The organism is Donghicola sp. XS_ASV15 (genome assembly GCF_041224595.1).
Taxonomy (GTDB): domain Bacteria; phylum Pseudomonadota; class Alphaproteobacteria; order Rhodobacterales; family Rhodobacteraceae; genus Donghicola.
Map to the genome: position 1 here is coordinate 30,720 of NZ_JBGFGN010000129.1, position 25,955 is coordinate 56,674.

The following is a 25,955-nucleotide window of genomic DNA, read 5'->3' on the forward strand; positions in this document are numbered from 1 at the left end:
AGTCCTGGTCGGGATTTTCCTGTGTAAGAAAATAACTTTGACCTTGGCCCGATCGCGGGCGGCAAAGGGTATACCAATGACCGATGAACGTCTGAACCTCTCTGAACTCAAAGCCAAGAGCCCCAAGTCCTTGTTGGCGATGGCCGAAGAGTGGGAAATCGAAAACGCGTCGAATATGCGTAAAGGCGAGATGATGTTCTCGTTGCTCAAGGAGCACGCAGAAGACGGCTGGGTGATCGGCGGCGAAGGCGTTCTAGAGGTTTTGCAGGATGGCTTCGGCTTCCTCCGTTCGCCCGAAGCGAACTACCTGTCTGGTCCCGACGATATTTACGTTTCGCCTGAAATGATCCGCCAGCATTCGCTGCGCACCGGTGACACCGTCGAAGGTGTGATCAAGGCGCCTGCGGACAACGAGCGTTACTTTGCCCTGACAGCGGTCGAGCAGGTGAACTTCCAGGATCCCGAGAGCGAGCGTCACAAGGTCAGCTTTGACAACCTGACGCCCTTGTATCCTGACGAACGTCTGAAGATGGAGATCGAAGATCCCACTATCAAGGACCGGTCCGCCCGTATCATCGATCTGGTTGCACCCATCGGCAAAGGCCAGCGTTCGCTGATCGTGGCGCCGCCGCGTACCGGTAAGACGGTTCTGCTGCAGAACATCGCCACCAGCATCGAAAAGAACCACCCTGAATGCTATCTGATCGTTCTGCTGATCGACGAACGCCCCGAAGAAGTTACCGACATGCAGCGGAGCGTTAAGGGCGAAGTCATTTCTTCGACTTTCGACGAACCTGCGACCCGTCACGTGGCCGTTTCCGAGATGGTAATCGAAAAAGCCAAGCGACTGGTCGAGCATAAGCGGGACGTTGTGATCCTGCTGGACTCGATCACCCGTCTTGGTCGTGCATACAACACCGTGGTTCCGTCGTCGGGCAAGGTTCTGACAGGTGGTGTGGACGCTAACGCGCTTCAACGCCCCAAGCGTTTCTTTGGTGCTGCGCGTAACGTCGAAGAGGGTGGTTCGCTAACCATCATCGCGACCGCTCTGATCGACACCGGTAGCCGTATGGACGAAGTGATCTTCGAAGAGTTCAAAGGCACCGGTAACAGCGAAATCGTGCTGGACCGCAAAGTGGCTGATAAGCGTGTCTTCCCCGCGATGGACATCCTCAAGTCGGGCACCCGCAAAGAGGATCTTTTGGTCGACAAGGTCGATCTGGCCAAGACCTTCGTTCTGCGCCGCATCCTCAACCCGATGGGGACCACGGATGGTATCGAATTCTTGATTTCCAAACTCAAGCAAACCAAGACAAACTCCGAGTTCTTCGACTCGATGAACACCTAAGAGGGCGTAATGCACACGATCTTTGCCCTGGCGACTGCTCAAGGCAAAGCCGGGGTCGCAGTCATCCGGATTTCGGGGCCGCAGGCATTTGCCGCGGCCTCTATTCTTGCGGGTGAGATGCCGGAGCCGCGTAAAACTGGTATACGTAAACTGCGCGACAGGGCAGGGGCCCTGATCGACGAAGCGATGGTGATTTGCTTTTCCGGTCCCGCCAGCTTTACGGGCGAGGATGTGGTCGAGCTGCATCTTCATGGCAGCCCTGCAATTGTGCGCCGTGTTTTGGATGAACTTCTGTCCTACGATGATCTTCGTTTTGCGGAACCCGGAGAGTTCACGCGCCGCGCGCTTGAGAACGAGCGGCTTGATTTGGCCCAGGTCGAAGGGCTCTCTGATTTGATCGAAGCAGAGACCGAAGCGCAGCGACAGCAAGCCGTTCGTGTCTTTTCTGGTGGGTTGGGAGAGCAGGCCGAGATTTGGCGTTCCCAGATCATTCGCGCAGCTGCTCTTTTGGAGGCGACAATCGATTTCGCTGACGAAGAAGTGCCCGAGGACGTCACCCCAGAGGTCAAAGACCTACTTGCTCGCGTCAGACAAGATCTAAGCAAAGAGATTGAGGGAGCTGAGGTCGCAGAGCGTTTGCACCTAGGGTTTGAGGTTGCAATCGTTGGAGCGCCCAATGCCGGAAAATCGACCCTGCTCAACTACATTGCCAAGCGAGATGCGGCGATCACCTCTGACATAGCGGGAACCACCCGCGACGTCATCGAGGTACGAATGGACTTGAAAGGACTGCCGGTCACGTTCTTGGATACCGCTGGCCTACGAGAGACTGAGGATCAGATTGAAGGTATCGGTGTCCAACGCGCGATAAAGCGGGCGCAAGACGCAGACCTTCGGATTTTCTTGATGCAGGAGGGGGATCACCTGCCGCTCGAGCCACGGGACGCAGACCTTGTGTATTCCGCCAAGGGCGACCTACGAGATGTCCAACCGAATCCAATATCTGGGCTTTCCGGTCTAGGAGTCTCCGAAATGCTGGATTCGGTCGTTTCCTTTCTCTTGGATCGAATGCAGAAGGTGAATCTGGCCAGTAAAGAGCGTCATAGAAAAGCACTGTCTGTTGCTTCGGACGCTCTCGCAAATGCCGAAGAGCAGGTGTTATACGGGGCCGAACGATATGAGTTGGTCGCTGAAGAAATAAGAACGGCGGCAAGATCGCTCGACATGTTGTTGGGAAGAATCGACGTTGAGGTTATCCTTGATGAGATCTTCTCTAGCTTCTGTTTAGGGAAATAGGGGTGTTTCACGTGAAACAATCTGACTTCGACGTACTCGTGATAGGCGGCGGTCATGCCGGCTCCGATGCTGCTCATGCTGCTGCGCGGATGGGTGCGCGAACGGCCCTAATCACCCTGCGCAAAGAGACAATCGGCGTCATGTCCTGCAATCCAGCTATTGGCGGGTTAGGGAAGGGCCACCTGGTTCGCGAAATCGATGCGATGGACGGCGTAATGGCGAAGGTCGCGGACCGAGCTGGTATCCAGTTTCGGCTGCTGAACCGACGTAAGGGACCAGCAGTTCAAGGACCAAGAGCTCAGGCAGATCGCAAGATCTACCGTGAGACGATGTTTGGAATACTGAGCAATACGCCTAACCTGAGCATCATCGCTGGCGAGGCGGCCGACCTGATCGAAGTGGAAGGCAGGATTAGTGGTGTGCGTTTAGCGGACGGCTCCGAGCTAAAGGCACATGCAGTAGTTTTAACTACCGGAACGTTTTTGAACGGCCTCATCCATATTGGTGATGTCTCAAAGCCGGGTGGCAGAATGGGCGATCATCCCTCTGTCAAGCTGGCGGAGCGTCTTCACAGCTATGCACTCCCCTTGGGGCGTTTAAAAACAGGAACGCCCGCGCGCCTTGATGGGCGGACGATCGACTGGGATTCACTGGAGTCCCAGCCAGGCGACGATGACCCGACACTCTTTTCCTTTGCGTCCAAAGGGCCCTTTGTTCGTCAAATTTCTTGTGGGATCACGCATACGAATGAAGAAACCCACGACATCATTCGGGAAAACTTGGACCGCTCAGCGATGTATGGCGGACACATTGATGGTGTGGGGCCGCGCTACTGTCCCTCTATCGAAGATAAAATTGTGCGGTTTGCAGATAAGACCTCTCATCAGGTCTTTCTCGAACCAGAGGGGCTCGATGACCCGACGGTCTACCCGAACGGAATTTCGACATCCCTTCCTGTAGATGTTCAAGAAGCCTATATCCGCTCAATGAAGGGTTTGGAGAACGTCAGCATATTCCAAGCAGGTTATGCAATCGAGTACGATTATGTCGATCCGCGGGCTCTGCGTCTGACATTGGAGCTCAAAGATCATCCGGGATTGTTCTTGGCAGGTCAAATCAACGGTACAACTGGTTACGAAGAGGCTGCGGCTCAAGGGATGGTTGCTGGCTTGAATGCGGCGCGGTCTGCTCAGGGCAAAGAGCCAGTCGTCTTTAGTCGTACGAATAGCTACATCGGCGTGATGATCGACGATCTGACGACGCGAGGTGTCACAGAACCCTACCGCATGTTTACCTCTCGCGCTGAATTCCGCCTTTCCCTTCGTGCTGATAACGCAGACCAAAGATTAACACCTCTGGCGATCGAGCTTGGGTGTGCCTCTGAAGAGAGAGAAAATCTATTCGCGTCGAAGATGGAGAAGCTCGAGTCTGGAAAGGCGCGACTCGAAGGGATGACCTACACTCCAAGAGAAATCAATAATGCTGGGATTAAGGTAAATCAGGATGGTGCTCGTCGGAGCGCCTATGACCTATTGGCCTTTCCTGACTTTACCTTTGAGACGCTTCTCAATCTGGATCCGACGCTAGAAGAGATCGAGCCTGATATTCGCAGGCAACTCGAACGCGACGGGCTCTATGCCAAGTATATTGCGCGCCAGGAAAAGGATGCCGAGGCGCTCCGTCGTGATGAGGGTCAGGCCATTCCAGATGATTTCGATTTTTCCAGTTTGGACGGGCTCTCAAACGAATTGAAGCTTAAATTGGATTTGGCAAAGCCAGAAACATTGGGGCAGGCGGGTCGAGTTGAAGGGATGACACCCGCGGCGTTGACGTTAATCCTTGCGAAGCTTCGGCGGGCCAAGCGAATTGCGGTTGGCTCATGAGTCTCGGAAACCTGAAAATAAATGTTTCACGTGAAACACTGGAGCGACTTGATCTGTACGAAGCCCTGCTGAAGAAGTGGAACAAGTCGATCAACCTCGTCTCACAGTCTACGATTTCGGAAGCTAGAGAACGACATTTTGTGGACTCTGCCCAGATATATCAACTCGCGCCAAAAAACTGGCAGATATGGTGTGATATGGGCAGCGGTGGTGGCTTTCCAGGGATGGTTATCGCGATCTTGGCAGCCGAATTTAACCCTGTGGGCCGAGTATTCTTGCTAGAGAGCGATCAGAGAAAGGCGACTTTTCTGCGAACCGTCGCTCGAGAGGTGGGCGTCAAAGCGGAAGTCGTCTCTGACAGAATCGAGAAGGTCGATCCTATTGGTGCTGATATCGCATCAGCTCGGGCGCTTGCTTCGCTCGACAAATTGTTTGGTTTTTCCGAGCGACATTTGAAGGATGGCGGCCTCGCATTGTTCCCAAAGGGAGCAACTTGGCAACAAGAACTAGAAGAAGCGCAGAGATCGTGGTCTTTCACTCATGAAGTCCATAAAAGCGTCGTAGAGTTAAATTCGGTCATACTCAGCATCGGAGGCATTGCACGTGGCTGACATTCTGACGTCCAGCGGTACCAAGATCATTGCGATTACCAACCAGAAAGGTGGGGTGGGTAAGACCACAACCGCGATCAACCTGAGCGCTGCGTTGGCCGCGATGGGAAAACGTGTTCTTGTCGTTGATATTGATCCGCAGGGCAACGCTTCGACAGGGTTGGGTATTCAAGCCGAAGAGCGCGACTACACTGCGTACGAACTTCTACTGGAAGAAGTTCCTGCGACAGATGTGATCCGCCCGACGAAGTTTGAGAATATCTTTGTCGTTCCTGCGACCACTGATTTGTCATCTGCTGATATCGAGTTGATGGCGAATGAGCAGCGTAGTTACCTGCTCCGAAATTCTCTGCGGACAGCGCTGATGGCAGAAATTGACTTCGACTATATCTTGATCGACTGCCCGCCTTCGCTCAACCTGTTAACCGTGAACGCAATGGTCGCGTCGGATTCTGTTCTGGTGCCTCTGCAGAGTGAATTTTTCGCTCTGGAAGGTCTGAGCCAACTCATGCTGACGATCAGAGATGTTCGCAAGGCAGCGAACCCAAATCTGCGGATTGAAGGCATCGTCCTGACGATGTTTGATGGACGGAATAACCTTTCGCAGCAGGTCGAGGCGGACGCGCGCGAAAATCTGGGTGATCTTGTGTTCCAGACCAAGATTCCTCGGAACGTACGATTGAGCGAGGCGCCGTCTTTTGCTCTGCCGGTTCTTCACTATGATCCGAATTCTCGGGGCGCTGTTGCCTATCGCGCACTGGCGAAAGAGCTGCTAGAGAAGGCGGCTCAGGTCGCTGCATAAGAAAAATAGAAGAGGGCAGTAATGGATCGTAAACCCATGAAGCGAGGATTGGGACGTGGATTGTCTGCATTGATGGCGGACGTTCAGCCCGACACGACAAGCCAAGAAGGTACTGCTGTGCCGCGCCGTCCGGATATGATGGTTCCGATCGAAAAGATCGAACCAAATCCGGACCAGCCACGCCGCCGTTTTGAAAGCGAAGACCTAGAGGATCTGTCGCGGTCGATCAAAGAGAAGGGCGTGATCCAGCCCTTGATCGTGCGTGTGAGCCCGCGTGATAGCCTCAAGTACGAGATTGTTGCTGGTGAACGTCGTTGGCGTGCCTCTCAGATGGCGCAGCTTCATGAACTCCCGGTTTTGATCCGTGACTTTGACGATACCGAAGTTCTGGAAGTTGCGATTATCGAAAACATCCAGCGTGCTGATCTGAACCCGGTAGACGAAGCTGCTGGCTACAAACAGTTGATGGAGAAGTTCGGTCATACTCAAGAGCGCTTGGCTGAAGCTCTTGGTAAGAGCCGGAGCTACATCGCAAACTCGATGCGATTGCTACAATTGCCTGAAGACGTTATCGAGCATTTGGCGGATGGTCGCTTGACGACGGGTCACGCGCGTGCCCTGATCACGAGTGACCACGCGTCGGAGTTGGCAAAGCAGATCGTCTCTCGTGGCATGTCAGTGCGTGACACCGAACGTCTGGTTAAGAAGGCCGCACAAGGCGAGACTGCGCCTAAACCGCGTTCTGGGCCCAAGCCTGCGGGTGAAAAAGATGCGGATACCAAAGCTTTGGAAGGGGATCTGTCGGCGGCAATCGGGATGAAAGTCTCGGTCGAGCACAAAGAAGGAACCGAGCAGGGCAAGATCGTCATCAGCTACAACAACCTAGATCAGCTGGACGAAATCTGCCGCCGCTTGAGCGCAGTGGAATAAAAGTTAATAGCTGGGGCGGGTCCAGATAAAGATGAGAACCGCCCCAAGTGTCACGGCCTGAATGGCCAAGATCGTTGGTCGCAGTCCCATAAAAACAGAGATCGAGAAGACGACCGCAATAGAGGCGGTCGCGGCGCGTTTTCCTGTGAGGCTAATCGCGCCGCTGCGATTCCAGTCTTCGATCGCGGGGCCGAAGACGCGGTGGTTCACCAGCCAGCCATGCATCCGCTCGGATGATCGGGCAAAGCAAAATGCAGCCAGCAGCATAAACGGAACCGTCGGCAGCAGAGGCAGGACGACCCCGATCAGGCCGAGTGCCATGCAGAAGATGCCAAGTGTGAACCAGATAGGCCGCATGTTGTTAATCCAGTAGGAGTTCCGCGATAACTGCGTTCAGGACCAGCCGACCCGCACGCGTAGCTTTAAGATAGGGCATTTCGATTTTAATCATCCCCATATCTTCCAGCTCTTGCAATGTGCGCGGATTGAGAGGTTTGCCTCCAATTTGATTAAATCGCTCCAGATCGATGCCATCTGTCAGGCGCAGGCCCATCATCAGGTACTCGTTGGCTTGTTCAGTCGCAGATACAGGCTCGACCAAATTCTCACCGGTTCCAGCCGCGACGGCATCTAACCATTTCTGAGGCTGCTTCCACGTGTCAGTGGCATGGCGTTGGCCATTTATAGTTAGCCGACCGTGCGCACCAGGTCCGACACCGACATAGTCGCCGTAGTTCCAGTAGATCTGGTTATGGCGGCTCTCGGCGCCTGGTTTCGCGTAGTTCGAAACTTCGTAGTCGTACATGCCAAATTCAGCGCAGATCTCTTGGGTGACTTCGTACATCTCGGCGGCGTCATCATCTTCGGGCAGGCCTCGCAGCTTGCCTCTTTCATATCGGTCGCCGAAGGCTGTTCCGGCCTCGATGGTCAACTGATAGAGCGATAGATGGTCGGCCGCCAACGAGAGTGCTTCGCGGAGTTCGGATTTCCACGCAAAGACGGTTTGATCTTGGCGCGCATAGATTAAGTCAAAGCTGACACGCCCGAAACACTCCTTGGCAATCTCGAACGCGCGCTGACCTTCGGCGACCGTGTGCATTCTACCCAAGCGGCGCAGGTCGTCGTCCCGCAGACTCTGTAGACCCATTGAGACACGGTTTACGCCAGCGTCGGCATAGGCACGAAAACGGCCAGCTTCGACTGATGTCGGGTTTGCTTCGAGAGTGATCTCCTGATCGTTGGCGCTCGTCCAAAGTTGGCCGACCCGTTCTAGGATCGCGGCGACCACATCAGGGTCCATCAAGCTGGGGGTGCCGCCACCAAAGAACACTGATTTCAGCACCCGGTCAGGGGTGCGGGCTGCGTTGCGATCAAGCTCTTTCAGGTAGGCATCCAGCCACGCCTTCTGGTCGATGGACTGAGAGACGTGGCTGTTGAAATCACAGTAGGGGCATTTGGCCATACAGAACGGCCAGTGGATGTAGAGGCTAAATCCCCCGTTGCGCCAGTCCTCAGCCAAAGCAGGCGTCCACGAACTTGGTAAACGCATCGGCGCGGTGGCTGATGCGGTTTTTGTCGGCGGGGTCCATCTCGCCGAGGGTGATGTCGTAGCCGTTGGGCATAAAGATCGGGTCGTAGCCGTGACCTTCGGCACCGCGCATGGGCCAAACGAACTGCCCTTCGATCGTACCTTCAAAGACGTCATCGGCGCCATCGGGCCACGCTAAAACCAACGTGCAACAGAAGCGGCATGTGCGAGGCTCTGGTGCGTTCTTTTCTTCAAGTAGGTTGTAGGTCTTGGTCATCGCCATGACAAAGTCGCGCCCATTCGGAGTCTCGGACCAGTCGGCGGTATAGACACCGGGCGCACCGTCCAGCGCATCCACCGCAATGCCACTGTCGTCGGACAGGGCAGGTAGGCCGGTGGCCTTCGCGGCGGCGTGGGCCTTGATGCGAGCATTCTCGACAAAGGTTGTGCCGGTCTCTTCGGGTTCTGGCAGACCCTTTTCCTTGGCGCCGACAACGGTGATGTTGAAGGGAGCGAGTAGGGCCCGCATCTCCTCCAGCTTACCGGCGTTGTGGGTCGCGAATAGGATCGTATCGCCTTCGAATTTTCGGGTCATGCGCAGGCGGCCTCTTGGGCTGCGACCAGTTCGGCGATGCCTTTGTCCGCCAGATCCAGCAATTGGTTCATCTGCTCTCGCGAGTAGGTTGCGCCTTCCGCCGACATCTGGGTCTCGATCATCTGGCCGTTGCCAAGCATGACGAAGTTGCCGTCGACACCGGCTGCGGAGTCTTCGGGGTAGTCGAGATCTAGGACTGCCTGACCCGCATAGATCCCACAGCTAACCGCCGCGACCGGAGAGATCAGCGGATCAGTTTTGATGTCGCCCGCCTTGATCAGTTTGTTGACCGCCAGACGCAGGGCAACCCAACCGCCGGTGATTGACGCGCAGCGGGTGCCACCGTCTGCTTGGATCACGTCACAGTCGATGGTGATCTGACGCTCGCCCATGGCGACGCGGTCAACACCAGCGCGCAGGCTGCGGCCGATCAGGCGCTGGATTTCTACAGTACGGCCACCTTGCTTGCCGGTGGTCGCTTCGCGGCGCATGCGCGAGCTGGTCGAGCGGGGCAGCATGCCATATTCCGCGGTGACCCAACCCAGACCCGAGCCTTTGATGAACGGGGGCACGCGGGGTTCCAACGTTGCGGTGCACATCACATGCGTGTCACCAACTTTGATCAAGCAAGAGCCTTCGGCGTGCTTGGTCACGTTGGTTTCAATTGAAATTTCGCGCATCTCGTTTAGATCACGTCCAGAAGGTCGCATAATAATTCCCCTGTAATTGTTGCGTCGGGCATACGCCCGCGTCGGATAGGGTGGCAACCCCGATTGACGATTTCCTTCAGGCGAATTTTAGTGCGTCCTAAGGAGATGCAAATGCACGAAGGCAGAAAACTTCTCGAAGAGATGAACGACCGCTCGCGCGAGGTCTTTCGCCGTGTGGTCGAAGGCTATCTGGAAAGCGGCGATCCGGTGGGTAGCCGGACCCTAACGCGTACTATGAACGAAAAGGTCAGCGCTGCGACGATCCGGAATGTGATGCAAGATCTGGAGTACATGGGTCTGATCGGTAGTCCCCATGCCAGCGCGGGCCGCGTGCCGACCCAGATGGGGCTGCGCATGTTCGTGGATGGTTTGCTAGAGGTGACGGCACCCTCTGATCAGGACCGTGAAAAGATCAGCGCGACCCTAGGCGGGAACAGTGACGATGTGGGCATGATGCTGGACCGGATTGGGTCGGCGTTGTCTGGGGTGACCAAAGGCGCGAGTCTGGTTCTGGCTCCAAAGCACGAAGCGCCGATCAAACATATTGAGTTCGTGTCTCTGACACCCGAGCGGGCGCTGGTCGTTCTGGTGTTCGCAGACGGGCATGTTGAGAACCGCGTCTTCACGCCGCCTGTAGGCCAGACCCCCAGCAGCATGCGCGAGGCCGCGAATTTCATGAACGCGCTGGCAGAGGGCAAAACCCTGTCCGAGCTGCGGCGCGATGTCCGCGACCAGATCAGCACCCGCCGCCAAGAGATCGACGCTCTGGCCCATGCCATGGTCGAATCCGGGCTTGCAGTCTGGAGCGAGGAGGGCGATGGACCCGAACGGCTGATTGTCCGTGGCCGTGCGAATCTGCTTGAAGAGACGGGTCAAGACGATCTGGAACTGATCCGCGTGCTGTTCGACGATCTGGAGCGCAAACGTGATTTGGCCGATTTCCTTCAACTGACCGAAGAAGGCGAAGGCGTGCGCATTTTTATTGGCTCGGAGAACAGACTTTTTTCACTTTCGGGTTCCTCTCTGGTCGTCTCTCCTTATATGAACGCTGACCGAAAGATTATTGGTGCGGTCGGGGTCATCGGACCCACGCGCTTGAACTATGGTCGGATCGTGCCCCTTGTGGACTACACAGCGCAGCTGGTAGGGCGCATGATCTCTGACCGGACTGAGAGGTAAGGAATGGCTGAGCCGAAGAACGAAGACTTCCTTGATGATGTCGAAGCTCTGGAAGAAGAGCTGTATGGCGAAGATGAAAACGAAGAGCTGATCGATATCGACGAAGAAGCTGCCAAGGGCGAGGCATTTGACGCCCTGAAAGCGGAACGCGACGATTTCAAAGATCGCTACGTCCGCGCACTGGCCGAGGCTGAGAACGCCCGCAAGCGCGCCGACAAGGACCGCCGTGATGCCGAGAAGTATGGCAGCACCCGTCTGGCCCGCGATCTGCTGGGGGTTTACGACAACCTGCAGCGCGCGCTGAAGGCCGCCGAGGAAACCTCGAAAGAGGACAACGCAGTTCTGATCGAAGGCGTTGAACTGACGCTGCGCGAATTGAACAACACTTTCTCGAAGCACGGCCTTGTCGTCATCGAACCCGCCGTTGGCGCGCAGTTTGATGCGAACGTCCACGAAGCGATGTTCGAGGCTCCCGTGCCGAACACCAAGAAGGGCGAGATCATTCAGGTCAGCGCCGTCGGCTTCATGCTGCACGACCGTCTTCTGCGTGCCGCTCAGGTTGGTGTGTCGTCGAACCCCGCCTGATTTTCAGCGCACCTCTGGAATGCCAAAAGGCCCGCCGTTACTGGCGGGCCTTTTCTTTGAGTTCATAGAGGAGCTGCAGCGCTTCGCGTGGGGTCAACTCGTCGGGATGGATTTTCTCCAGCATCTCGAGAGCAGGTGACGGAGCCGGTTTGGCTGCCGGTGGGATCGCAGCGAACAAGGGAAGGTCGTCGATCAAGGCTTTTTGCTTGGAGCCGCCGCCTTGACGTTCGCCTTCTTCCAGCGCCTCTAGAACCACTCGTGCCCGTTCGACCACGCTCGCGGGCAGGCCAGCCAGACGGGCCACTTGCACACCATAGGACCGATCCGCTGCGCCGCGTTTGACCTCGTGCAGGAAGATAACTTCGCCTTCCCATTCCTTGACGCTGACAGTCGCGTTTTCCACGCCGTCCAGTTTTTCGGTCAGGGCGGTCATTTCGTGATAGTGGGTTGCGAACAGGGCACGGCAGCGGTTCACGTCATGCAGGTGCTCCATCGTGGCCCAAGCAATCGACAGACCATCATAGGTCGCGGTGCCGCGCCCGATCTCGTCCAAGATCACGAGTGCCCGGTCATCGGCCTGATTCAGGATCGCAGCCGTTTCCACCATCTCGACCATAAAGGTCGAGCGACCACGAGCCAGATCGTCCGACGCACCCACACGGCTGAAAATCTGGCTCACTAGACCGATATGCGCGGACTGCGCAGGAACGAACCCGCCCATCTGCGCCAGCAAAGCAATCAGCGCGTTCTGCCGCAAGAATGTCGACTTACCCGCCATATTCGGGCCGGTCAGCAGCCAGATCGCGGCACCGTCCCGTGGGGACAGCTCGCAGTCATTCGCGACAAAGGGATCACCGTCTGATTTCAAAGCGGCCTCGACCACAGGATGCCGGCCTGCATCAATGCGGAAGGTCCGGCTGTCGTCGATCACAGGACGGCACCAATCTTCGCTGCGGGCCAGATCGGCCAGAGCAGTCGTTAGGTCCAACTCGGCTAAGGCACGGGCCATCGACCCCAGCGGGGCGGCTTGCTCCAGAATGGCTTGGCGCAGGTCCTCGAACAGGCGCTTCTCGATCTCTAGCGCGCGGCCACCAGCATTCAGGATGCGTGTTTCCAGATCGGACAGCTCGACAGTGGTAAAGCGCAGGGCGTTCGCCGTGGTCTGACGGTGGATGAACCGCTCGCCCATCCCCAGCATCTTTTCACCGTGGGTCGCGGTGCATTCGATGAAGTAGCCAAGGACGTTGTTGTGTTTGACCTTCAGGCTCGAGATGCCGGTCTCTTCGGCATACTGGGCTTGCAGGCCCGCGACGACTCCGCGGCCTTCGTCGCGCAGGGTACGGGCTTCGTCGAGTTCGGCATGAAACCCGGCTGCGATGAAACCACCGTCCCGTGCCAACAGAGGTGGCTCCGCGATCAGTGCCTGATCTAGCAGATCCAGCAGCTCTTCTTGCTGGGCCATGTCTACCGTCAATTGGGACAGCAGCGGGGGCAGGTCCAACTGCGACAAGGTCTCTGCCAGATCCAGAGACTGGGTGATGGTGTTCCGAACAGCGGTCAGGTCGCGGGGACCCGCGCGATCCAGCGACAAGCGGGACAGCGCGCGGTCCAGATCGGGCACGCGGCGCAGGCTCTCGCGCCATTGATTTGCCGTGGTCGTATGATCGACGGCATAGGCAACGGCTTCTTGGCGGCGCTGCACTTCATCCAGTACGCGGGACGGGGCCGACAGGCGACGCTCCAGCAGGCGGCCGCCACCGGCGGTCACCGTGCGGTCCACGACAGACAGCAGCGATCCCTGACGGCCACCTGATAGGCTGCGGGTCAGTTCCAGATTGCGGCGGGTCGAGGCATCGATCTGCACCACACGGTCCTGGGCCTCGCGCACGGGCGCGCGCAACAGGGGCAGGGTGCCTTTCTGCGTGATGTCCAGATACTCGACGATCGCTCCCAATGCGGACAATTCGGCACGAGTAAAGGTGCCAAAGGCATCGAGCGTGTCGACCTTATAGAGCTTGCATAGGCGCCCCTCGGCGGCAGTGCTGTCAAACGCGGCGCGGCCCAAGGGCGTCAGCGCGGCGCCGTTATCCTCGATCAGTTCGGCCCAGTCTTCTTCTTTGTTATCACAAAGCAGAACCTCGCGTGGCAGCAGACGCGCCAGTTCCGGCCCAATGCGAACCTCGGGCAGGGACACCACGCGCAGCTCTCCGGTCGAGATATCGGAGTAAGCCAAAGCGACTTCGCCGCGTACCTCGGTCAGGGCCGCCAGATAGTTGTGGCGGCGCGCCTCTAGGAGCGAGTCCTCGGTCAATGTGCCAGGAGTCACCAGACGCACAACGCCGCGTTTCACGACAGACTTCGATCCGCGCTTCTTGGCTTCGGCAGGGTCTTCCATTTGCTCGCAGACCGCGACGCGGAAGCCCTTTCGGATTAGGGTCAGCAAATACCCTTCGGCCGCATGGACAGGCACGCCACACATGGGGATGTCATTGCCATCGTGCTTGCCGCGTTTGGTCAGCGCGATGTCCAGCGCCTCTGCCGCGGCGACGGCGTCGTCAAAGAATAGCTCGTAAAAATCGCCCATGCGATAGAACAGCAGAGACCCCGGATGAGCCTCTTTGATTTCCAAATACTGCGCCATCATCGGCGTAACGCCGGTTGCTGCCATGCTGCCTCTGGTCGTGTTAACTCTGGTCCCGTTTCCAGAGGGGATACCCTGTCAGGGCCAGCGCCAAAAGGCAAAACATTAGATACACCCGCAGGGTAACTTAATTACAAAAATAGATCATTTCTGATAATTATGTGTTGAACATCTCGAGATAAACTGCGAAATCGCAAATCGAATGAAGGGAATACGCGTTTGTTAGCGCAACCATTGTGGCCGACTGTTGAGACAGCCGAAACAAGGGGTTAGGGACCTACGCGCTCCACTGAGGGAATTGAGAATGTCGAAGAATAAAGTCACCCGCGAAGAGGCTCTGGCCTTTCACCTGAACCCCACCCCCGGCAAGTTCGAGGTGACTGCGACCGTTCCCATGACCACACAGCGCGATCTATCGCTGGCCTATTCGCCCGGTGTGGCCGTTCCCTGCGAGGAAATCGCTGCGAACCCCGAGGTCGCGTATGACTATACCACCAAGGGCAACCTAGTCGCGGTGATCTCGAACGGGACCGCGGTTCTGGGTCTAGGCAACCTTGGCGCACTGGCGTCCAAGCCCGTGATGGAAGGCAAGTCGGTTCTGTTTAAACGCTTTGCCGACGTGAACTCGATCGACATCGAACTGGATACCGAAGATCCCGATGCCATCATCAACGCCGTGAAGTTGATGGGCCCGACCTTTGGCGGCATCAACCTCGAGGATATCAAGGCGCCCGAATGCTTCATCATCGAGCAGCGCTTGAAAGAAGAGATGGACATCCCCGTCTTCCACGACGACCAGCACGGCACCGCCGTGATCTGTGCCGCCGGCCTGATCAACGCCCTGCACATCAGCGGCAAGAAGATCGAGGATGTGAAGATCGTTCTGAACGGCGCGGGTGCGGCTGGCATCGCCTGTATCGAGCTGCTGAAATCCATGGGCGCGCGTCACGAGAACTGCATCGTCTGTGATACCAAGGGCGTGATCTATCAGGGCCGCACCGAGGGTATGAACCAATGGAAGTCCGCCCACGCGGTGAAAACTGACCTTCGCACTCTGGAAGAGGCGATGAACGGCGCGGACGTGTTCCTTGGCGTATCGGTCAAGGGCGCTGTGACCCCTGACATGGTGGCGTCGATGGCGGACAACCCCGTGATCTTTGCCATGGCGAACCCCGATCCCGAGATCACTCCGGAAGAGGCGCACGAAGTTCGCGTTGACGCGATTGTCGCCACTGGTCGCAGTGACTATCCGAACCAGGTGAACAACGTTCTGGGCTTCCCCTATCTGTTCCGCGGCGCATTGGACATCAACGCCCGCGCCATCAACGACGAGATGAAGATCGCCTGCGCCGAAGCTTTGGCTGAACTGGCCCGCGAGGACGTTCCGGACGAAGTGGCGCTGGCCTATGGCCGCAACCTGTCGTTTGGTCGTGACTACATCATCCCGACCCCGTTCGACCCGCGTCTGATCTATCGCATTCCGCCCGCAGTGGCGAAGGCCGGTATGGACACCGGCGCGGCGCGTCGTCCGATTATCGACATGGACGCCTACGAGGTTTCGCTCAAGGGTCGCATGGACCCGACCGCCAGCATTCTGCGCGGCATCCACGCACGTGCCAAAGCCGCCCAAGCCCGCATGATCTTTGCCGAAGGTGACGACGTCCGAGTTCTACGCGCGGCTGTGCAGTACCAGCGTTCGGGTCTGGGCAAAGCCTTGGTCGTTGGCCGCGAAGCAGACGTGAAGGAGAAGCTCGAAGCCGCAGGCATGGGCGATGCAGTTCGCGAACTGGAAATCGTGAACGCGGCGAACACCCGTCACCTCGAGACCTACAAAGAGTTCCTGTATGAGCGTCTGAAGCGCAAAGGTTACGACCGTCACGACATCCACCGCCTCGCGGCACGTGATCGCCATGTGTTCTCGGCCCTGATGCTGGCGCACGGTCACGGCGACGGTCTGGTCACCGGTGCGACCCGCAAATCGGCCCACGTGCTTGAGCTGATCAACCACGTGTTCGATGCAGATGCGAAACATGGTGCGGCTGGTATCACTGCGCTGCTGCGCAATGGTAAAATCGTACTGATCGGTGACACGCTGGTCCACGAATGGCCCGAAGCCAGCGATCTGGCTGACATTGCAGAGCGCGGTGCTGGCGTGGCACGTCACTTGGGCCTTGAACCCCGTGTGGCGTTCGTCAGTTTCTCGACCTTTGGCTATCCACGCTCGGAGCGCGCAGAAAAGATGGCGTTGGCGCCCAAAGTGCTTGAAGAGCGCGGCGTGGACTTCGAATTCGAAGGTGAGATGACCGTGGATGTGGCCTTGAACCCGAAATCAGCAGAGGCCTATCCCTTTAGCCGTCTGTCGGGGCCCGCGAACATTCTGGTCGTGCCTGCCCGTCACTCGGCCAGCATCTCGGTCAAGTTGATGCAGGAAATGGGTGGCGCGACTGTGATCGGACCGATCCTGACCGGCGTGGATCAGTCGATCCAAATCTGCTCGACCAACATGACAGAGACTGACATTCTGAACATGGCGCTTCTGGCGGCCTGCAAAGTCGGCTAAGTTAGAAACATAGCGCAAACCATTGTAAAACGCCCCCCGCGGGCGTTTTATGCGTTTCAGATCATCGCTTCAGGGGGCGCATATGACCGTTTTCAATCTTGGATCGATCAACGCGGACTACACTTACCAAGTCCCGCATCTGCCCCAACCTGGCGAAACGCTTGCGGCCAGCTCTGTGACCCGCGGTTTGGGCGGCAAAGGTGCGAATATGTCCGTGGCCTGCGCCCGTGCGGCGGGGCGCGTGTTTCACATCGGAGCTATTGGCGAGGACGGCGCGTGGGCGCGCGACCGCTTGCTGGAGTATGGGGTCGACACGCGCCATATCTCGGTGCTGGACGAGCCGACTGGCCACGCGATCATCTCTGTCGATCCAGAGGGCGAGAACAGCATCCTCATCTTGCCCGGCGCAAACGTTGAATTCACCGAACAAATGATTGCTGCCGCGATCTGCGAAGGCGGGCCGCAAGATTGGCTGCTTATGCAGAACGAAACCAACGGCCTGCAAGAAGCGACTGATATGGCCAAGCAAGTGGGGATGAAGGTCGCATATGCCGCTGCGCCTTTTGTGGCCAAAGATGCCGCACAGGTCGCGCCTCTTGCTGATCTGCTGTTCCTGAACGAGATTGAGGCGCAGCAGTTAGAGGGCGAAATGAACACGACGCTCTCTGATCTGCTGATCGCTGATATCATCGTGACCAAGGGCGGCAAAGGCTGCGCATGGCATCATGGCGACGAGGTTACTGAATTCCCGAGCTACCCCGCCGAAGTCATTGATACCACGGGCGCGGGCGACACCTTTACCGGTTATGTTATGGCTAGTTTGGACCGCGGAATGACCATTCCGCAGGCAATCGATTTGGCGCAGCGCGCAGCGTCATTGATGGTCCAGCGATTGGGTACAGCGGACGTTATCCCTGATCTCAAAGAGGTTCAGGATGCCTCATTCGGGTCCAGCCAACGCTGATCAGATCGTTTCGGTCTATTCATCATGTACAGCCACTTGCCTTCGTCAGGAGGCAAGATCAGTCTGCGGCCAAACCGATATGGAAAAGGCGCGCAGAATGACCGACACAGACCACGTCTCGACCCACCAATCGCAGGACGACCCCCGCAACGAAGAGATCCTGATCTACGTGAATGGTGCCCTAAAGCCCAAGGCCGAGGCGCTGATCAGTGTCTACGACAGCGGCTTTATGCTGGGGGATGGCATCTGGGAGGGGTTGCGCCTGTACAATGGCAAGTGGGCCTTTGTGGATGATCATTTGAACCGCCTGTTCGAGGCGTCGCTCGCCATTGATCTCGATATCGGAATGACGCGGGCCGAGGTTTTCGCAGCTCTGGAAGAAACGCGCGCCGCAAACAACATGCACACCGATGCCCACGCCCGCCTAATGGTGACACGGGGGATCAAGACGCGCCCGTTTCAGCACCCATCGCTGTCCCGGCAGGGGCCGACTGTGGTGATCATCATGGAGCATTCGCAGCCCAAAATTCCGCGTCCCATCCGGCTTGCAACCGTGCCGCATCAGCGCGGGTTGCCGATGACCCAAGACCCGAAACTCAACAGCCATTCCAAACTGAACTGCATCCTCGCCTGTATCGCGGCGGAAAAGGCAGGCGCGGACGAGGCGCTGATGCTGGACGTCCATGGGTTTGTTAACACCACGAACGCCTGCAACTTCTTCATCGTCCGCAAGGGCGAGGTTTGGACCAGCACAGGTGACTACTGCATGAACGGCATCACACGGGCCAAGGTGATTCAGGTTTGCCAAGAGGCGGGCATCCCCGTGTTTGAACGCAATTACAGTCTGGTGGAGACCTATGGCGCGGACGAGGCGTTCCTAACCGGCACGTTCGGGGCTCAGACGCCCGTCGGGTCCATTGACGGACGGCAGATCGGTACTGGCGAGATGGGGCCGATGACCCAGAGTATCCGAGATCTCTACAAAGCTTTGGTCGCCAAGGAGGCAGGCGAATGAGGCTCGCTGTCTGGTCCGGCCCCCGCAATTTGTCCACCGCGATGATGTACGCTTTTGGCCACAGAGAGGATTTTACCGCTGTGGATGAACCGTTCTATGCCGCGTATTTGGCCAAAACGGGTCTGATCCATCCGATGGGGGACCAGATCATTGCCAGCCAGCCCACCGATCCCGATCAGGTCATTTCTGGCCTTTTGGCCCCGACGGCGAAACCGCACGTTTACCACAAGCATATGTCGCAGCACATGATAGACGGCATTCCCAGAAATTTCATCGAAGAGTGCACCAACGTGTTTCTGATCCGCCATCCTGCGCGGGTCGTTGCGAGCTTTTCCGCGAAGTATGACAACGTGACGCTCGATAGCATCGGCTTCGTGCAGCAGCACGAGTTGTGCACGCAGCTCACGGAAAAAGGTATGCCTGCAATTGTTGTGGACAGCGCGGATATTCGGCGTGACCCCGAGACTGCACTACATGCGCTTTGTGACGCGATTCATTTGCCGTTTGATCCTGAAATGCTGTCGTGGCCAGCAGGGCCGCATCCAGACGACGGCGTATGGGCGGCCCATTGGTACGGGGCGGTCCACAAATCTACTGGGTTTGCGGGTGAAGAGGGTCCCTTGCCGGAGGTGCCAGATGAATTGCAGCACCTCGTGGACGGGGCGATGCCCCACTATTTGGCGATGCGCGAGAGGTTACTCGCAATTACGTGATGTGCTGTGATCGCTTCATTTGGATCCTTTTTGGGGGGACAGAACGTTGTCCTAATTGAAAGAAGGCAAAACTTGCTTTCTCCATTTGGGAGGTTCATTCCTTTGAAGACTTTTGTTTACGCTGCCGCAGTATCGATCACCGCAACCACCGCTTTTGCCGCGGGCCATGGGATGGCTCCTATGGTGGACGCAGCAGATCAGAGCGTTGAGAACGGCGTCGTCTCCGCTTCTAGCGTGATTGCGCCTGCGAACGGCTGGATGGTTGTTCACCGCACTGACTCGGAAATGAAGCCGGGTCCCGTCGTCGGCTACGCCCCCCTGCGCGAAGGTGAGAACACCGACGTTGCAGCGATCCTGCAAGAAGATGTCGCGACTGGCGATATGCTGATGCTGATGGTCCATGGCGAAGACGGTGGCATGTCGACCGGTGTGTTTGAATACACCCTTGGTGCCAAAGAAGATGGCCCGATCAAGATCGACGACAAACTGGTTATGAAGGTTATCACCGCGCAATAACCACAACTCGATGAGACGAATTGGGCCCGCTTAGGCGGGCCCTTTTTCATTTCAGGAACTTGGCCAGTTCCATTGCGGCGGACGGATTGCCGCTGACTTTCATTTTACCCATCATCACGCCAGTCATCGGGTTCAGTTGGCCCTTGAGCAGCTTTTTCAGGTTTTCGAGCGAGATTTTGATGGTGCATTCCGCGGGGCGGTCCTCCATCGCGACCTCTTGGCGGTCCAGCACCATAATGCCGTCCGCACCGCAGTCGATCTTCAGGCTTTTTTCATTTGTACTGGTGGCCAGAACGGGCGCGACGCGGTCCGCAATGTCTTGGAGCGTGGTGCTCATTAGGAAACCTCTAAACTGATGAGTTCAGAAAAAGAAATGGCCCGCCGAAGCGAGCCAAATCAAGACTGACGGTGCGTCCTGCACTTACGATTTGTTGCGGCGCTTGCGGGCGGCCAGCAATTTCAGACGCAGCGCATTCAACTGGATGAAGCCTGCCGCGTCCTTCTGATCGTAGGCGCCTGCATCCTCTTCAAAGGTCACGTGCGCTTCGGAATAGAGGCTGTTGTCCGACCAGCGACCGACAGTACGCACAGAACCTTTGTACAGCTTCAGACGCACGGTGCCGTCGACATGCTCTTGGCTCTTGTCGATGGCCGCTTGCAGCATTTCACGCTCGGGCGAGTACCAGAAGCCGTTGTAGATCAGCTCTGCATAACGGGGCATCAGCTCGTCCTTCAGGTGGGCTGCGCCGCGATCCAGAGTGATCTGTTCGATGCCACGGTGTGCCTCGAGCAGGACGGTGCCGCCGGGCGTCTCGTAGATGCCGCGCGACTTCATGCCAACAAACCGACCCTCGACCAGGTCCAGACGGCCGATGCCGTGCTTGCCACCCAGTTCGTTCAGCTTGGTCAGGATGGTAGCGGGGCTCATGGCCTCGCCGTTGATGCTGACGGCGTCGCCTTTTTCGAAGCCTACTTCGATGAATTCGGGCTCGTTGGGGGCGTCCTCGGGGTGGACGGTGCGCTGATAGACGTAATCGGGTGCGTCGACTGCGGGGTCTTCCAGAACCTTGCCCTCGGACGAGGTGTGCAAGAGGTTCGCGTCAACCGAGAAGGGCGCTTCGCCGCGCTTGTCCTTGGCGATCGGGATCTGGTGCTTTTCAGCGAACTCGATCAGCTTGGTGCGGCTGGACAGGTCCCACTCGCGCCAGGGCGCGATCACCTTGATGTCGGGGTTCAGCGCGTAGGCGGCCAGTTCGAAACGAACTTGGTCGTTGCCCTTGCCGGTCGCGCCGTGTGCCACAGCGTCAGCACCGGTCTCGGCTGCAATCTCGACCAGACGCTTCGAGATCAGCGGACGCGCGATCGAGGTGCCCAGAAGGTACAGGCCTTCGTAGACCGCATTTGCGCGGAACATGGGGAAGACAAAGTCACGAACGAACTCTTCGCGGACATCTTCGATATAGATGTTTTCAGGCTTGATCCCCAGAAGCTCGGCTTTCTGGCGAGCAGGTTCCAGCTCTTCGCCCTGACCGAGGTCAGCGGTAAAGGTCACGACTTCGCAGCCGTATTCGGTCTGGAGCCATTTCAGGATGATCGAGGTATCAAGGCCACCGGAATAGGCCAGGACGACTTTTTTGGGCGCGGACATGAAGAATTCCCCTTTAATCGGACAATGGGCCGATAGCGGGTTTTCTGCGCGGGGGCAAGTTGAGCCGCTAGAATCCTGTGTTTTCCGGTCTACTGCGCGCGGAAATCGTGCGTGAAGTTGTTGACCGGCCAGATGATCCACGCGATTCAAGGCACAGACTTCTAGTTAAAGGTGAGCATATGACGGCTTGGATGTTGTTTCGACACGCGGTGCTGATAGTGGCGCGCAACTGGCGCGAGGCGCTGAAGATCTCTGGCGTGCTCTACCTGATCATCGCCGTGTTCGATCTGTCGATCTCGAGCCAGATGCCCCAAGGTGGCATGGGCGACGCGATGGCCAATGGGGAATTCGGGATGTCCCCGACAAACATGCTGCTGTCGATCGTGCTGATTGCAGCTTACATCATCATCAGCATGTGGATCGCCGTCGCGTGGCATCGTTATGTCCTGCTCGAAGAAATGCCGAACGGTTGGTTGCCCCAGTGGAACGCCCCAGCGGTGGGCCAGTACTTTGGCAAATCGCTGCTGATCATGGCAATTGTGATTGCAGCGGCACTGTGTGTAGGCCTGTCCGTCACGATCACTGCAGTATTCGCACCGCCAATTGCCGTGTTTTTTGGGTTAGCGGGCATGCTGTTTGTCGGCGCACTGTTTTATCGTCTCTGCCCCATCCTGCCTGCGGTAGCCGTTGGCGAGTCGCTGTCCATTCGCGAAGCATGGCACCAGACCCGCGGGCTGTTCAGCTCGATCATCCTGCTGGTTCTGCTGCAATTCATGCTGATGCTGGCGATCCAAATTCCAGTGGTTCTTATCGGATCGCTGATCCCGTTCCTTGGTCTGTTGGCGCAGATCGCTGCCAGCTGGTTCCTGACCCTGGTGACAGTCAGCCTGCTGACCACGTTCTACGGTCACTTTGTCCAAGAGCGCCCTCTGGCAGATTGACGGCTTGCGCGGGATCGGCGGTTGAGCCACAGATATCGGCATGACCGATTTTCGCACTCTGGCCCAAGCCGCCGAAGCCGCCATGCGCGAGGTGTTCCCCGCAACACCCTTGCTGCGTAACGATTACCTGTCCAAGCGCTACGATGCCGATATCTGGCTTAAGCGCGAGGATCTGAGCCCTGTCCGCAGCTATAAAATCCGCGGCGCCCTGAATTCCATGCGCAAGGTGCTGGCGGCGAATCCCGACAGCAACGTGTTTGTCTGTGCCAGTGCGGGCAACCACGCGCAGGGCGTGGCCTACATGTGCCGTCATTTCGGGGTCAAAGGCGTGATCTATATGCCTGTGACCACCCCGCAGCAGAAAATCATGAAGACGCGGACCTTTGGCGGGGATGCGGTCGAGATCCGGCTGATCGGGGATTATTTCGACGATACTCTGGCCGCAGCGCAGGCTTATTGCACCGAGGCAGGTGCGCATTTCCTGTCACCGTTTGACGATCCCGACGTGATCGAGGGACAGGCCAGTGTGGCAGTCGAGATCGAGAAAGCCTTGGGTCGCGCTCCTGATCAAATCGTGTTGCCTGTGGGCGGGGGCGGCCTGTCCTCGGGTGTGTACAACTATTTTGGGGAAAGCACGGATTACAGCTTGGTCGAGCCTCTGGGCGGTATGAGCTTGAGCGAAGCGCTCAAAGCGGGCCGCCCGATGAAGCTGAAACGTGTGGACAGTTTTGTGGACGGCGCAGCGGTAGCCCAGATCGGCGCCAAGCCCTTTGAGATTCTGAAGAATCTGCCGGTGAACAGAGTCTTTGCCGCGCCAGAGGATCGGATCTGCGTTACCATCCTCGATATGTTGAATGTCGAAGGGGTCGTGCTGGAGCCTGCGGGCGCCTTGGCGATCGACGTTCTAGCGGACATCCGCGATCAGATTCGCGGGAAAACTGTGGTCTGTGTCGCCTCGGGCGGAAACTTTGATTTCGAGCGTCTGCCAGAGGTCAAAGAGCGGGCGCAGCGTTATTCTGGCGTCAAGAAGTACTTCATCCTGCGACTCCCCCAGCGTCCGGGTGCTTTGAAAGAGTTCTTGAACCTCTTGGGCCCCAAGGATGACATCGCGCGTTTCGAGTATCTGAAGAAGTCAGCGCGCAACTTTGGTTCCGTCCTGATCGGGATCGAAACGGATGATGCGCGCAATTTCGCTGGATTCTTTGCCAAGTTGGACGCTGCGGGGTTTGTTTACACAGACATAACCAACGACGATCTGCTCGCGCAATTCCTGATCTGATCAGGCAGCGCCCTTGACCAGGGCGCTGTTTAGAAATTCTTCGCGAGATTTTTCGTAAACCGTTACGATTTCTGTGAGGTCAACATCTTCAGGGTTTCCCGAGCGTGCGACAGCCTCCCCATTTTGGCAAAGGGTAGACAGATCGGCAAACCCGAGATTCAGCGCGCTGCCTTTTAGAAAGTGCAGGTCCTCGGCCAGTGTTGTCATGTTCGCAGAGGTCCGCAGGCTGTCGATAGACGAGTCGACCTCGGATACAAACATCTCCGCCACTTCGGCAAAATCCTCGGGTCCGATTTCGTCCCGAAGTTCGTTAATCCGATTCCAGTCGATCATTATAGTTGCCCCTGTTCAACTAAATCAGCATCGCATGATGTGCGTTACTTTCAAGTAAATGATCGGCTCAAAACCACCGGATTTTATGTTTTACCTCTGATTAATCTGCCTCTGCGAGTAGCTGAGTCCTGTGGGAAACGGGACAACCGAGATGAATTCTGATGTACGCCCTTTAGGCAGTTCACAGCCGACAACCGAACGGCCGTTCAAAATTCTTGTGGTCGATGACAGTGCGCTCCAGCGTCGAATACTGCGCGCGATGCTGACCAAACGCGGGTACGAGGTCCTTGAGGCCGAATGCGGGACCACTGCGCTGCGTCTTTGCGAAGAAACGCCCCCTGACATTATTCTGAGTGACTGGATGATGCCAGGTATGGATGGGCTCAGTTTTTGCCGCGCCTACCGGCGGCTCGCCACAGAGCGATATGGGTACTTCATTCTTTTGACCTCGCGAAGCGAGAAAGGCGCAGTCGCAGAAGGGCTTAATTGCGGGGCGGATGATTTCCTGAACAAGCCGGTCAATATCGAAGAACTGGAATCGCGACTTCTTGCGGGCGAGCGGATCTTGCGTATGCAGGAACAGTTGCACGAGCAAAATGGGCAACTTGGGCGTGCGCTCAAAGAGTTGCAGCACCTTTACGAAGCACAAGAGCAAGAACTGACAGAAGCGCGGCAGCTTCAGCAGTCACTCGTGCCAGAGAGGTTCCGTGATTTCGGTCTGGGTCAAATTGCGTTGATGTTGCGCCCCTCCGGCCATGTTGGCGGAGATCTGGTTGGCTTTGTCCCTTCGGGCCCCGACGAAGTGCTGATGTACGCAATCGATGTGTCGGGTCATGGAATCAGCAGTGCGTTGATGACGGCGCGGCTGGCCGCATATCTGTCGCCCGGGCATCTTGGATCCAACGTTGCCTTTGAAAAAACGCCGAGCGGCTATCAAACGAGGGCACCCCACCATGCGGTCGCCTACTTGAATGAGCGGTTGATGAAAGAGATTTGCACGGACCACTACGCGACAATGGTCCTTGCGATTCTGAACCTGAAAACAGGGAGGCTACAGCTTTGCCAAGCGGGGCATCCGCACCCGATTGTACTGCGTGCGGAGGGGAACGTAGAATATCTAGGCGAAGGCGGTATGCCGGTTGGTCTCATCGGCCTTGCTGAATACGAGTCGATTGAGACCATACTCCGGCCGGGCGATCGGCTGTGGATTCTGTCGGATGGGATTTCAGAAAGCGCAGATCAAAGCGGCATCATGCTGGGTGAAAAGGCGACAGGGACAATGCTGTGCGAGTTGTCGGCGCAGTCACCCAAAACAGCGCTGGATGCTCTGATGTGGCATTTGGCTGCGCGCAAAGGGTCCGAAGATTTCGAGGACGACATCTCTGCCATCCTCTGGCAGATGTCTGGCTCAGATGCGTCTCAGAACCCGATCGAGGAAGAACCGATCCCCGCTGTTGGCCAGTAGCGCTGGAGCCTCGGCCAAGGGCAGCCAAAACGCGAAATGCCCATCTTCGGTCGGGGGACCGACGCGTTGGGTTGGACGAGCAATGTAGATCGAGCAGATTTTCTCGGCGTGAATGTCGTAGTCGGGCATGTAGCAGAACCGCTTGTACGTCCCGATTTTCTGAGGGGTCGAGATTTTCCAACCGGTTTCTTCGTAAACTTCGCGGTGAAGGGCAGGGATCGCGGTCTCGCCCGGATCAATCCCGCCACCCGGCAGCTGAAATTCTGGCTCTGGGCTTTGTTGAAATGTCAGCAGAATTTGCCCGTCGCGGATCAGGATCGCATAAGCTCCGGGGCGTCTGGTGTAAGTATCAGTCAGGTCGCGGGGCTCGCCAAATCTACGCATTTCAGATCCATGTGTTTTTGCAAATCGGG

Annotated in this window: 25 protein-coding genes; 16 read left to right on the forward strand and 9 right to left on the reverse strand. The window is 57.2% G+C overall.

The features are described from left to right. Positions 1-76 precede the first annotated feature (76 nt). From rho to AB9K37_RS08505, 6 genes are read left to right on the forward strand one after another with little or no spacing between them, the layout of a single operon-like run. Positions 77-1,348, forward strand: coding sequence for a transcription termination factor Rho (rho, locus tag AB9K37_RS08480; protein ID WP_369837171.1), 1,272 nt, complete (start codon positions 77-79; stop codon positions 1,346-1,348). Between the two features lie 9 nt (positions 1,349-1,357). Then, positions 1,358-2,644, forward strand: coding sequence for a tRNA uridine-5-carboxymethylaminomethyl(34) synthesis GTPase MnmE (mnmE, locus tag AB9K37_RS08485; RefSeq protein WP_369837173.1), 1,287 nt, complete (start codon positions 1,358-1,360; stop codon positions 2,642-2,644). Positions 2,645-2,646: 2 nt separating this feature from the next. Then, a complete protein-coding gene (gene mnmG, locus AB9K37_RS08490; protein ID WP_369837175.1) occupies positions 2,647-4,527 on the forward strand; it encodes a tRNA uridine-5-carboxymethylaminomethyl(34) synthesis enzyme MnmG in 1,881 nt (626 codons plus the stop codon). Beyond that, positions 4,524-5,138: a 16S rRNA (guanine(527)-N(7))-methyltransferase RsmG gene (gene rsmG, locus AB9K37_RS08495; protein WP_369837177.1), complete on the forward strand. Its 615-nt coding sequence runs from the start codon at positions 4,524-4,526 to the stop codon at positions 5,136-5,138. Before mnmG ends, rsmG begins: the two co-directional genes overlap by 4 nt. Continuing rightward, on the forward strand, positions 5,131-5,940 hold the full coding sequence (locus AB9K37_RS08500) for a ParA family protein (RefSeq protein ID WP_369837179.1): 810 nt from the start codon (positions 5,131-5,133) through the stop codon (positions 5,938-5,940). Before rsmG ends, AB9K37_RS08500 begins: the two co-directional genes overlap by 8 nt. A gap of 21 nt (positions 5,941-5,961) precedes the next feature. Next, positions 5,962-6,870 carry a ParB/RepB/Spo0J family partition protein gene (locus AB9K37_RS08505; RefSeq protein WP_369837182.1) on the forward strand — a complete coding sequence of 303 codons (909 nt, stop codon included), beginning with the start codon at positions 5,962-5,964 and terminating at the stop codon, positions 6,868-6,870. A gap of 3 nt (positions 6,871-6,873) precedes the next feature. On the opposite strand, the gene AB9K37_RS08510 is transcribed toward AB9K37_RS08505, so the two are convergent. From AB9K37_RS08510 to rph, 4 genes are read right to left on the reverse strand one after another with little or no spacing between them, the layout of a single operon-like run. Then, positions 6,874-7,227 carry a YbaN family protein gene (locus AB9K37_RS08510; RefSeq protein ID WP_369837184.1) on the reverse strand — a complete coding sequence of 118 codons (354 nt, stop codon included), beginning with the start codon at positions 7,225-7,227 and terminating at the stop codon, positions 6,874-6,876. A 4-nt stretch (positions 7,228-7,231) separates the two neighbouring features. Then, entirely contained in the window at positions 7,232-8,389 is a 1,158-nt protein-coding gene (hemW, locus tag AB9K37_RS08515) for a radical SAM family heme chaperone HemW (protein ID WP_369837186.1), read from the reverse strand. Continuing rightward, positions 8,382-8,993, reverse strand: coding sequence for an RdgB/HAM1 family non-canonical purine NTP pyrophosphatase (gene rdgB / locus AB9K37_RS08520; protein WP_369837189.1), 612 nt, complete (start codon positions 8,991-8,993; stop codon positions 8,382-8,384). The genes hemW and rdgB overlap by 8 nt, the downstream gene beginning before the upstream one ends. Further along, positions 8,990-9,703: a ribonuclease PH gene (rph, locus tag AB9K37_RS08525; RefSeq protein ID WP_369837192.1), complete on the reverse strand. Its 714-nt coding sequence runs from the start codon at positions 9,701-9,703 to the stop codon at positions 8,990-8,992. Before rph ends, rdgB begins: the two co-directional genes overlap by 4 nt. 111 nt (positions 9,704-9,814) lie before the next feature. Between rph and hrcA the strand changes: the two genes are divergently transcribed. Continuing rightward, on the forward strand, positions 9,815-10,882 hold the full coding sequence (gene hrcA, locus AB9K37_RS08530) for a heat-inducible transcriptional repressor HrcA (RefSeq protein ID WP_072708917.1): 1,068 nt from the start codon (positions 9,815-9,817) through the stop codon (positions 10,880-10,882). A 3-nt stretch (positions 10,883-10,885) separates the two neighbouring features. Continuing rightward, positions 10,886-11,467 (forward strand): nucleotide exchange factor GrpE, encoded by a 582-nt coding sequence (locus AB9K37_RS08535; protein ID WP_369837196.1) that lies wholly within the window; start codon positions 10,886-10,888, stop codon positions 11,465-11,467. Between the two features lie 37 nt (positions 11,468-11,504). On the opposite strand, the gene mutS is transcribed toward AB9K37_RS08535, so the two are convergent. Then, complete coding sequence (gene mutS, locus AB9K37_RS08540; RefSeq protein ID WP_369837199.1) at positions 11,505-14,135, reverse strand: DNA mismatch repair protein MutS; 2,631 nt, start codon at positions 14,133-14,135, stop codon at positions 11,505-11,507. A 277-nt stretch (positions 14,136-14,412) separates the two neighbouring features. Here mutS and AB9K37_RS08545 point away from each other — a divergent pair, with 277 nt between their 5' ends. From AB9K37_RS08545 to AB9K37_RS08565, 5 genes are all read left to right on the forward strand, one after another. Continuing rightward, entirely contained in the window at positions 14,413-16,668 is a 2,256-nt protein-coding gene (locus AB9K37_RS08545; protein ID WP_293708271.1) for an NADP-dependent malic enzyme, read from the forward strand. A gap of 82 nt (positions 16,669-16,750) precedes the next feature. Further along, complete coding sequence (locus AB9K37_RS08550; RefSeq protein ID WP_369837202.1) at positions 16,751-17,632, forward strand: ribokinase; 882 nt, start codon at positions 16,751-16,753, stop codon at positions 17,630-17,632. Positions 17,633-17,729: 97 nt separating this feature from the next. Beyond that, positions 17,730-18,647 carry a D-amino acid aminotransferase gene (locus AB9K37_RS08555; RefSeq protein ID WP_369837205.1) on the forward strand — a complete coding sequence of 306 codons (918 nt, stop codon included), beginning with the start codon at positions 17,730-17,732 and terminating at the stop codon, positions 18,645-18,647. Next, positions 18,644-19,360, forward strand: coding sequence for an HAD family hydrolase (locus tag AB9K37_RS08560; RefSeq protein WP_369837208.1), 717 nt, complete (start codon positions 18,644-18,646; stop codon positions 19,358-19,360). The genes AB9K37_RS08555 and AB9K37_RS08560 overlap by 4 nt, the downstream gene beginning before the upstream one ends. Positions 19,361-19,531: 171 nt before the next feature. Continuing rightward, positions 19,532-19,876, forward strand: coding sequence for a hypothetical protein (locus tag AB9K37_RS08565; protein WP_369837650.1), 345 nt, complete (start codon positions 19,532-19,534; stop codon positions 19,874-19,876). 46 nt (positions 19,877-19,922) lie between these two features. Here AB9K37_RS08565 and AB9K37_RS08570 read toward each other — a convergent pair whose 3' ends face one another. Both AB9K37_RS08570 and AB9K37_RS08575 read right to left on the reverse strand, forming a co-directional pair. Next, on the reverse strand, positions 19,923-20,213 hold the full coding sequence (locus AB9K37_RS08570) for an SCP2 sterol-binding domain-containing protein (protein ID WP_072708904.1): 291 nt from the start codon (positions 20,211-20,213) through the stop codon (positions 19,923-19,925). A gap of 84 nt (positions 20,214-20,297) precedes the next feature. Then, positions 20,298-21,524, reverse strand: coding sequence for an argininosuccinate synthase (locus tag AB9K37_RS08575; protein ID WP_369837212.1), 1,227 nt, complete (start codon positions 21,522-21,524; stop codon positions 20,298-20,300). Between the two features lie 191 nt (positions 21,525-21,715). Here AB9K37_RS08575 and AB9K37_RS08580 point away from each other — a divergent pair, with 191 nt between their 5' ends. Together AB9K37_RS08580 and ilvA are read left to right on the forward strand one after the other, a co-directional pair. Next, on the forward strand, positions 21,716-22,465 hold the full coding sequence (locus AB9K37_RS08580; protein ID WP_369837214.1) for a hypothetical protein: 750 nt from the start codon (positions 21,716-21,718) through the stop codon (positions 22,463-22,465). Positions 22,466-22,505: 40 nt separating this feature from the next. Then, a complete protein-coding gene (ilvA, locus tag AB9K37_RS08585; protein WP_369837216.1) occupies positions 22,506-23,744 on the forward strand; it encodes a threonine ammonia-lyase IlvA in 1,239 nt (412 codons plus the stop codon). Here the strand turns inward: ilvA and AB9K37_RS08590 are convergent, their stop codons facing one another. Continuing rightward, on the reverse strand, positions 23,745-24,077 hold the full coding sequence (locus AB9K37_RS08590; protein ID WP_369837218.1) for an Hpt domain-containing protein: 333 nt from the start codon (positions 24,075-24,077) through the stop codon (positions 23,745-23,747). A gap of 151 nt (positions 24,078-24,228) precedes the next feature. Between AB9K37_RS08590 and AB9K37_RS08595 the strand changes: the two genes are divergently transcribed. After that, positions 24,229-25,542, forward strand: coding sequence for a PP2C family protein-serine/threonine phosphatase (locus AB9K37_RS08595; protein ID WP_369837220.1), 1,314 nt, complete (start codon positions 24,229-24,231; stop codon positions 25,540-25,542). On the opposite strand, the gene AB9K37_RS08600 is transcribed toward AB9K37_RS08595, so the two are convergent. Further along, positions 25,486-25,926, reverse strand: a complete 441-nt coding sequence (locus AB9K37_RS08600; protein ID WP_369837223.1) for an NUDIX hydrolase — start codon at positions 25,924-25,926, stop codon at positions 25,486-25,488. The two genes, AB9K37_RS08595 and AB9K37_RS08600, sit on opposite strands and share 57 nt — an antisense overlap. Positions 25,927-25,955: the final 29 nt, after the last annotated feature.